General features: G+C 35.0%; 6 protein-coding genes. 2 read left to right on the plus strand and 4 right to left on the minus strand.

The genetic code is table 11. The features are described 5' to 3' along the window. Positions 1-44: 44 nt before the first annotated feature. Positions 45-1,163 carry a response regulator gene (locus tag ACFCYJ_RS21705; RefSeq protein ID WP_376076903.1) on the minus strand — a complete coding sequence of 373 codons (1,119 nt, stop codon included), beginning with the start codon at positions 1,161-1,163 and terminating at the stop codon, positions 45-47. A 620-nt stretch (positions 1,164-1,783) separates the two neighbouring features. On the opposite strand from ACFCYJ_RS21705, the gene ACFCYJ_RS21710 reads away from it, so the two are divergent. Both ACFCYJ_RS21710 and ACFCYJ_RS21715 read left to right on the plus strand, forming a co-directional pair. After that, positions 1,784-2,704, plus strand: coding sequence for a helix-turn-helix transcriptional regulator (locus tag ACFCYJ_RS21710; protein WP_376076906.1), 921 nt, complete (start codon positions 1,784-1,786; stop codon positions 2,702-2,704). Between the two features lie 79 nt (positions 2,705-2,783). Continuing rightward, positions 2,784-3,524: a zinc ribbon domain-containing protein gene (locus ACFCYJ_RS21715; RefSeq protein ID WP_376076908.1), complete on the plus strand. Its 741-nt coding sequence runs from the start codon at positions 2,784-2,786 to the stop codon at positions 3,522-3,524. A gap of 303 nt (positions 3,525-3,827) precedes the next feature. Here the strand turns inward: ACFCYJ_RS21715 and ACFCYJ_RS21720 are convergent, their stop codons facing one another. The 3 genes from ACFCYJ_RS21720 to ACFCYJ_RS21730 form a co-directional block, all read right to left on the minus strand. Then, positions 3,828-4,736: a cation diffusion facilitator family transporter gene (locus ACFCYJ_RS21720; RefSeq protein WP_376076911.1), complete on the minus strand. Its 909-nt coding sequence runs from the start codon at positions 4,734-4,736 to the stop codon at positions 3,828-3,830. 302 nt (positions 4,737-5,038) lie between these two features. Beyond that, on the minus strand, positions 5,039-6,376 hold the full coding sequence (locus ACFCYJ_RS21725) for a hemolysin family protein (RefSeq protein ID WP_376076913.1): 1,338 nt from the start codon (positions 6,374-6,376) through the stop codon (positions 5,039-5,041). 344 nt (positions 6,377-6,720) lie between these two features. Further along, on the minus strand, positions 6,721-6,927 hold a 207-nt coding region (locus ACFCYJ_RS21730), incomplete at its 5' end, for a hypothetical protein (RefSeq protein WP_376076914.1).

Below are 6,927 nucleotides of genomic sequence, written 5' to 3' on the forward strand. Positions count from 1 at the left end.
GAGTTCCTATGAACTCGTCGTTTTTTAATGAATGAAACCTTTATTTATTTTTGAACAAAAAATTTGTTTGAAATATCAATTAATGTAGAGCTTGGCGAAATCGATAGGTCATCTTTTAGCTTCTGTTCATAAGCGTGAAATACTTTGTATGCCTGTTCATGAAATCCCGTATTTATTAAAATGTGTAAATAGTGCTCAAGTTTTTGTTCATTATATGGATCAAACTCTAATAGTCTATTTAAAAAATTTAATGCCTTATCAATATCCGTTAGAAATGTTGCTTGAAAACCTTTTTCTAATAAATCTATGTATGATTTCGTCAGCTTATCTTTATAGGCAGTAGCCCACTCATAATCATCATAAATGAGTAGTCCATTTTTATAAATTGAGAGACTTTGATTGATCAAAGAAATTGGTGGGAATTCTAACTTCGTGAAATCCTCATAATATCTATGAAAGTCATATAAATCACAAAGGATGTTCGGTTTTTCGAAGATATAGTATTTATTTGAAAAAATAATACAGTTTGCATAGCCTATATTATTTAAGGTTTTTCTTAAATAAGAAAGTGCGGTATGAAGATTCGATTTTGCTCGTACATAGTCTAAATCAGGCCATAGAATTTCAATTAAATAATCACGATGAATAGGAATGTTTGGATGTAATATGAAATATACAAATAACTCCTTTGTTTTCTCGGTTTTGAAGGCAACTAAGCTGTTGTTGCTATATGCGGCAAATTGATTAAAGCATTGTACGTTTAACATGGTTTTCGAAGCTTTTTTAATCATTTGCTGAATAGAATATTCATGCTCGATACGAGAAATAGTTTTTTCTAAGCGACCATGACTAATTGGTTTAAGTACGTAGTCAAGACCTCCGATTTCATAGGATTGTAAAGCAAATTCTTTATATGAAGTTATAAAAATAACACTAACATGTGGACGATCAGTTTTGATAATATCAGCTAATTCAAGCCCAGTCAGTTCATTCAGCTTTGCCTCTAAAAAAATGACGTCAAATTCTATTATTGGAAGCTCATTTAAAAATACTTCTACACTTGTAAAAGTTTGAATTACCTGTATTTGCTGAAATGCTTGTAGTTTACTTTGAAAATAGTGTAAAGCTAAAGGTTCATTGTCTATTAAAACGGCTCGAATCACGTCAAAATCTCCTTTTTACAATTAAATTGAAAACCATTAAACTCTAGTTTGTTGTCTTTGAAAATGCTTTTCGAATATAGGGTGGGCACTAAAAGTAAATTCCACATAAAATTAAAAATTTGACACCAAAAAATTTAGCTCTTTGTATTCCGTTTTCCATAAGTTAGTGTCGGATCTCCTTATACGCTATCTTTTCGTACAGGATTTATCTGTTTAGCTTTTTCTCGATGATGGCTCGTGCTCCGTGCTAAACCTTTTTACATAGAAATTAGGACTTCCACAAATAGTTACTATAAAGTTTTTCTACTTCATAGTTTTCAGTGTCCTTATATAGAGGATAGAAGTTTTATATGTTGTGATAAGAGAATTGAAATAATTAAGCGTTTATTGTTAAAAACAACGTAGTTATAGTAGAGATTATAAGTACCTAAGTTGTTTTTTCTTATATTGTAAAAATAGTATAATGAATGTAATAATTTGTTAGGCGCTATTATAGTACATTTGACTTAAATAAAACTCAAAAAGTACTTAAAAAATACTTAAAGTAGATAGGGAATTAGTAAGTGAAACGACGGAATTAGCAAAGGGAAAAATAAGGTTTATTGTAAAGGAGTACTTATATGAAATTAGAGCGGCTTTTAACGATGACAATGATTTTAATAAATCGTAAAAAGGTGACAGCCCAGGAGCTTGCCGATTTATTTACTGTGTCAGTGCGTACTATTTATCGAGATATTGAAACATTGAGCTGTGCTGGGGTTCCTGTTATTAGCCAGCAGGGGGTTAATGGTGGGATTAGTTTGATTGATGGCTATCGTGTTGATAAGCAGGTGTTGACGAAGGACGAGCTTACGTCACTTTCTATTGCCATTAAAAGTGCATTAACAACATACGAGGATTCACATGCTGAAGCAGTACTTGAAAAATTAACAGGTGTTGCGGATGAGGAAGTAAAACAATCGATTGATCAACTGTTTATTGACCTTAGTCCTTGGGGGCCAAACGTTATTTTCAAGGAACAGATAACTTTATTAAAAAAGGCAATTGAACGCGAATATTGTATAAGCTTTACGTACTCTACTACACATGGCTGTATAACAAGAAGATTATTAGAGCCACACACTTTAGTACAAAAGGGGAAAGTTTGGTATGTTTATGGCTATTGCACATTAAGAGAAGATTTTCGTTTATTTAAAATTTCAAGAATGAAGGATATACAAGAAGAGATGACGACTTTCCAACGCAGGGAAGTCAATTTATCTGAACTCCCATGGGATAAAGTGTGGCATCACCCTCAAAATGTAGTAAACCTTATGTTATCTTTCGATTCTGCCATAATGACATTAGTAGAAGAATCATTTGGGGCTGAGCATGTAGATAATGAGAATTCAACTATTAACATTGCATTGCCTGAGGATGAATGGCTATATGGCTTTCTTCTTAGCTTTGGCCATCGCTTAAAAGTTTTGGAACCACCCCATATACGTGAAATTGTATTGAAGCGAGCCCAGGAAGTTGTGGAGTTGTATAAAGAAATTTAACTTCTTTCAATTGATGACATACAGTTGTCAGGTTTCCTTTGTTATAGTCATAACAAATAGACGAAGGGTGGATTTAATCATGCAAAGTTATTGTCAAAGCTGTGGAATGCCATTAGTGGATGAGGCATTACTTGGTACAGAAAAAGAAGGACACAAAAGTGAGGACTATTGCACTTATTGTTATGAAGTAGGAGAGTTCAAACAGCCAAATCTAACAGTTGAAGAAATGATCGGAATTTGTGTACCGCATTTAAAGGGAGATGGTATGGCGGAAGAGGAAGCACGCCAAATGTTGACATCTTTTTTACCAAGCTTAAAGAGATGGAGAAAGCATGATATACCAGAACCAGTTGTGATGAATAAAGAATTATTTCAAATTGTAGGAATTTCAGCACGAACAAGTAATGCGAATGAAATTACCGCTCAAGCAAAAATCCCGCAATTATGGACGAACTTTTATCAACAAGATGTAATGGGACAAATAGCTAATGCAGTAAATCAAGTAACATATGGCTTGTATTCTGATTATGAAACGGATGTTAACGGAGAGTATTCCATTACACTTGGAGTGGAAGTATTAACTGCTGACGAAATTCCTGAAGCTATGGTTGTAAAAAAAGTTCCAGCTGCTAAATACTTAGTTTTTACTTCTGACAAAGGCCCATTTGAAGAAGTTGTTGTGAAAGCTTGGCAGGATGTCTGGGCTTGGTTCGCAAGCTCAGGTGTAGAGCGAACATATACAGGTGACTTTGAAATGTACGATGAACGTTGTGCCAACCCTCAAGAAGCTCAGGTCGATATTTATATTGCAATTAAATAATATAAACAAATTAAGCCTCCTATCTATGATAAATAGGAGGCTTGTTTGTTTAAAAAGGGCCCGATTTTGATATTTATTTTGCTATCACCGTTTTTAGCATTTTATCAATGATCGGTATTATATTTGCTGTAATTTCTTTGGTTATTTCTAAAAAACGTATTTTGGTTGGGTCGGTCTAATCGCGAATGTATTAGTTTTGGTTTTTGCTTATCTATTACTATTAGCAATGGGAATTGGTGAACCATAAAACTTTGTGCTGTTGAAGTTCAAAACCTAAACATAAAAAAACAAGTCTCCAACCAATCAATTGGTAGGAGACTTGTCGTCATTTGCTGGAGGAATTACTTCTATTTCTGGCTCAATATGCACGAGTACCTGGCAGAAGGAATTTTCATCACAAACGGTTTTTTCAATCTCCTCTGTGATTCGGTGACTTTCAAAGACATTTAAGTAAGGATCAACGGTCACTGTTACGTCTATAAAATGCATATTGCCATGCGCACGGCCCTTAAAGTCTATGAGATTGATTACACCCTCAACATTGCGGATTAAAACGGATAATGTTTTGACCTCTTCAACATCAAAGGCATCTGTGAGGTTTTGAACGGCCTCCCAAAAGATTTCTACAGCTGTTTTAATAATAAGAAGTGCGACGAGTAGAGCTGTTATTGTATCGATAATGGGGAAGCCAAAAATAGCGCCAAAAATTCCGATTGCTGTACCGATACTGACAAGGGCATCTGAGCGATTATCATAGGCTGCAGCCTTAACGGCAGCACTTTTTATTTTTTGGGATAGTTCCAAATTATAGCGATACACGATATACATCACGACTGCACTGCCGATTGCCACAAAGGCTGTTAATAATGATGGTGCTGTGCCAGTTGGCTCCCATAGACTTTTTATCGAATTGATGAGTACCTGTAAGCCAACAATTAGCATAATGAATGATGCAACAAGTGAAGCAATAGTTTCAGCACGTAAATGGCCATATTGGTGATTAGAGTCAGGTGGTATTTGGGCAATGCGTAATCCAATTAATACCGCTATGGATGCGATAATATCAGTGGTATTGTTAAGTCCATCTGCTTTTAGTGCTTCTGATGTTCCGATATAGCCAATCGCTAGTTTTATTGAGCTCAGTATTATATACGTACCAATAGATAACCAGGCACCTTTTTCCCCTTGACGTAAATTTGTATAGAGCTCCATTTTGTTTCCTCCTAGCAAAACTTTCGGGCATTATAAAACGACTCCCTTCTCGTGTAAGGGAGTCGTTTTTTGCGTATAGATTTATTTAATTTCAGTAGAAGCTCTTGCCAATATAGGTTGTGAGCAAACTACTAGTTTTATACCTAATCATACAAGCGCGACATGAATCATATCACGGCAAATACGATAAGCCAATTACCTATTTCAGCGGTTGTCCAAACATCCGCTGAAATAGTGGAACTCAGGCTTTGTGTAAGTTCAAAGCCGAATCTGAACCAATTATGCTGAGGCAAAATTGGTTTTTAGTCATGTACTTCATCGTTGTCATTTGATAAATCACGTTCAGGTATTTTCAGAACTTCTAAGTATAAAATATGGTGACCATCTAATTCTTTTGCGATAAATTCATAACCTTGTTCTTCAATACTGTCTCCTTCGACCGCATCAAATTGCTTCGTCATGAACCAACCACCGATTGTATCAATATCATCATCTTCTATGTCGGTACCTAGCATATCATTAACACTTTCAACTAGCATCTTCGCATCTAAAATAAAGTGATCTTCTGCAATCTCCTGAACCTCTGGAATTTCATCTTCATCGAATTCATCTTGAATTTCGCCGACAATTTCCTCAATAATATCTTCAATCGTAACTAGACCAGATGTTCCGCCATATTCATCCATTAAAATGGCCATATGAATGCGTTCACGCTGTATTTTTAGTAACAATTCGTTAATTTGCGTTGTTTCCATTACGCGAATAATTGGCTGCATATAATCAATCACTAATTTATCGCCATTTGCTGGATCTTTAATGTAGGCGGTTAATAAGTGCTTCATATTGACTAAGCCGATAATATGGTCTTTGTCACCATCGATAATTGGGTAACGGGTATATTGCTCAACGCCCATTAAATCGAAAACTTCTCTAATCGTTAGTTCTTTTTCAATGCCGACGATTTCAGTACGTGGGACCATGACTTCTTTCGCAAGACGATCAGAGAACTCAAAAATACTGTTTACATATTCATATTCTGAAGTATTAATTTCTCCACCCTTTAAACTATCCGACAAAATCATACGTAACTCTTCTTCAGTATGGGCTACTTCTGATTCTGACATCATTTTCAAGCCGAAAAGGCCAGTTAAGCCACGTGCAGATCCGTTTAACAGCTTAATGATTGGATACGTAATGTTGTGGAATAAAATTAATGGGCCAGAAAGATTTAATGTTACAAATTCTGCTTTTTGGATGGCAAGTGTTTTTGGCGCCAATTCCCCTATTACAACATGCATAAAAGTTACAATTGAGAATGCAAGTATAAATGAAAGGACAGTAGTAAAATTTTCACTCAAATTTAGAAATTTAAACACTGGATTCAAGATAATCTTAAATGTAGGTTCACCAAGCCAACCTAGACCTAAAGCAGTGATCGTAATACCTAATTGACATGCAGATAAGTATTCATCTAAATCTGAAATTACACGTTTTGCATTTTTTGCTTTTTTATTCCCTTCGGCAAGCAATTGATCAATTCGTGTGGATCTTACTTTAACGATTGCAAATTCAGTTGCAACGAAAAATCCTGTCATTATTATTAGTAGGGCAAATGCCGCCAACCTTATGGTTATTTCCATTATGTCTCCGTCCAAATAATTCCTTTGCTCCCGCCCAAATGAGGGAAGGAAACAAAGTGTACACCTCCTATGATTTTAAAAATTGTTGAATGATTTAATCATAAAATATTTACTTGCAAAACACAAATATTGACAACAACTTTTTTAGTTAATTTTCAAACCGTAAATTAAAAAAATAAATAATTTCAAGCACCAAAAGATTGAAAATAAAAATTTGTTATGCTAACTTTAAATGTAGCAAAGAAGATAGTTTGTTTAGAGAAAGAAGCATTTACATCTCATATAAAACGACACGTCAAAAATCTCAAGGTGCTTACTTGCGGATTTTTTTAAATGAATTATTTTTAATAGCACAAATAAGGAGCCGTCTCATTCATATGAGGCGGCTCCTTTGTATTGTAGAAAAATAAAATAGATGGTGTCATAGTATCGCTTTTCGGCAGAACAAGGGGTTGATTTCCGTTCCGACTGGGCGCTTTGTTGTTGCTGTCGCTACGCTTTCGCACAGATAAAACAATTGTTGCTGTCGCTACGCTTTCGCACAGATAAAA

Source organism: Lysinibacillus sp. NPDC056232 (assembly GCF_042267565.1).
Taxonomy (GTDB): Bacteria; Bacillota; Bacilli; order Bacillales_A; family Planococcaceae; genus Lysinibacillus.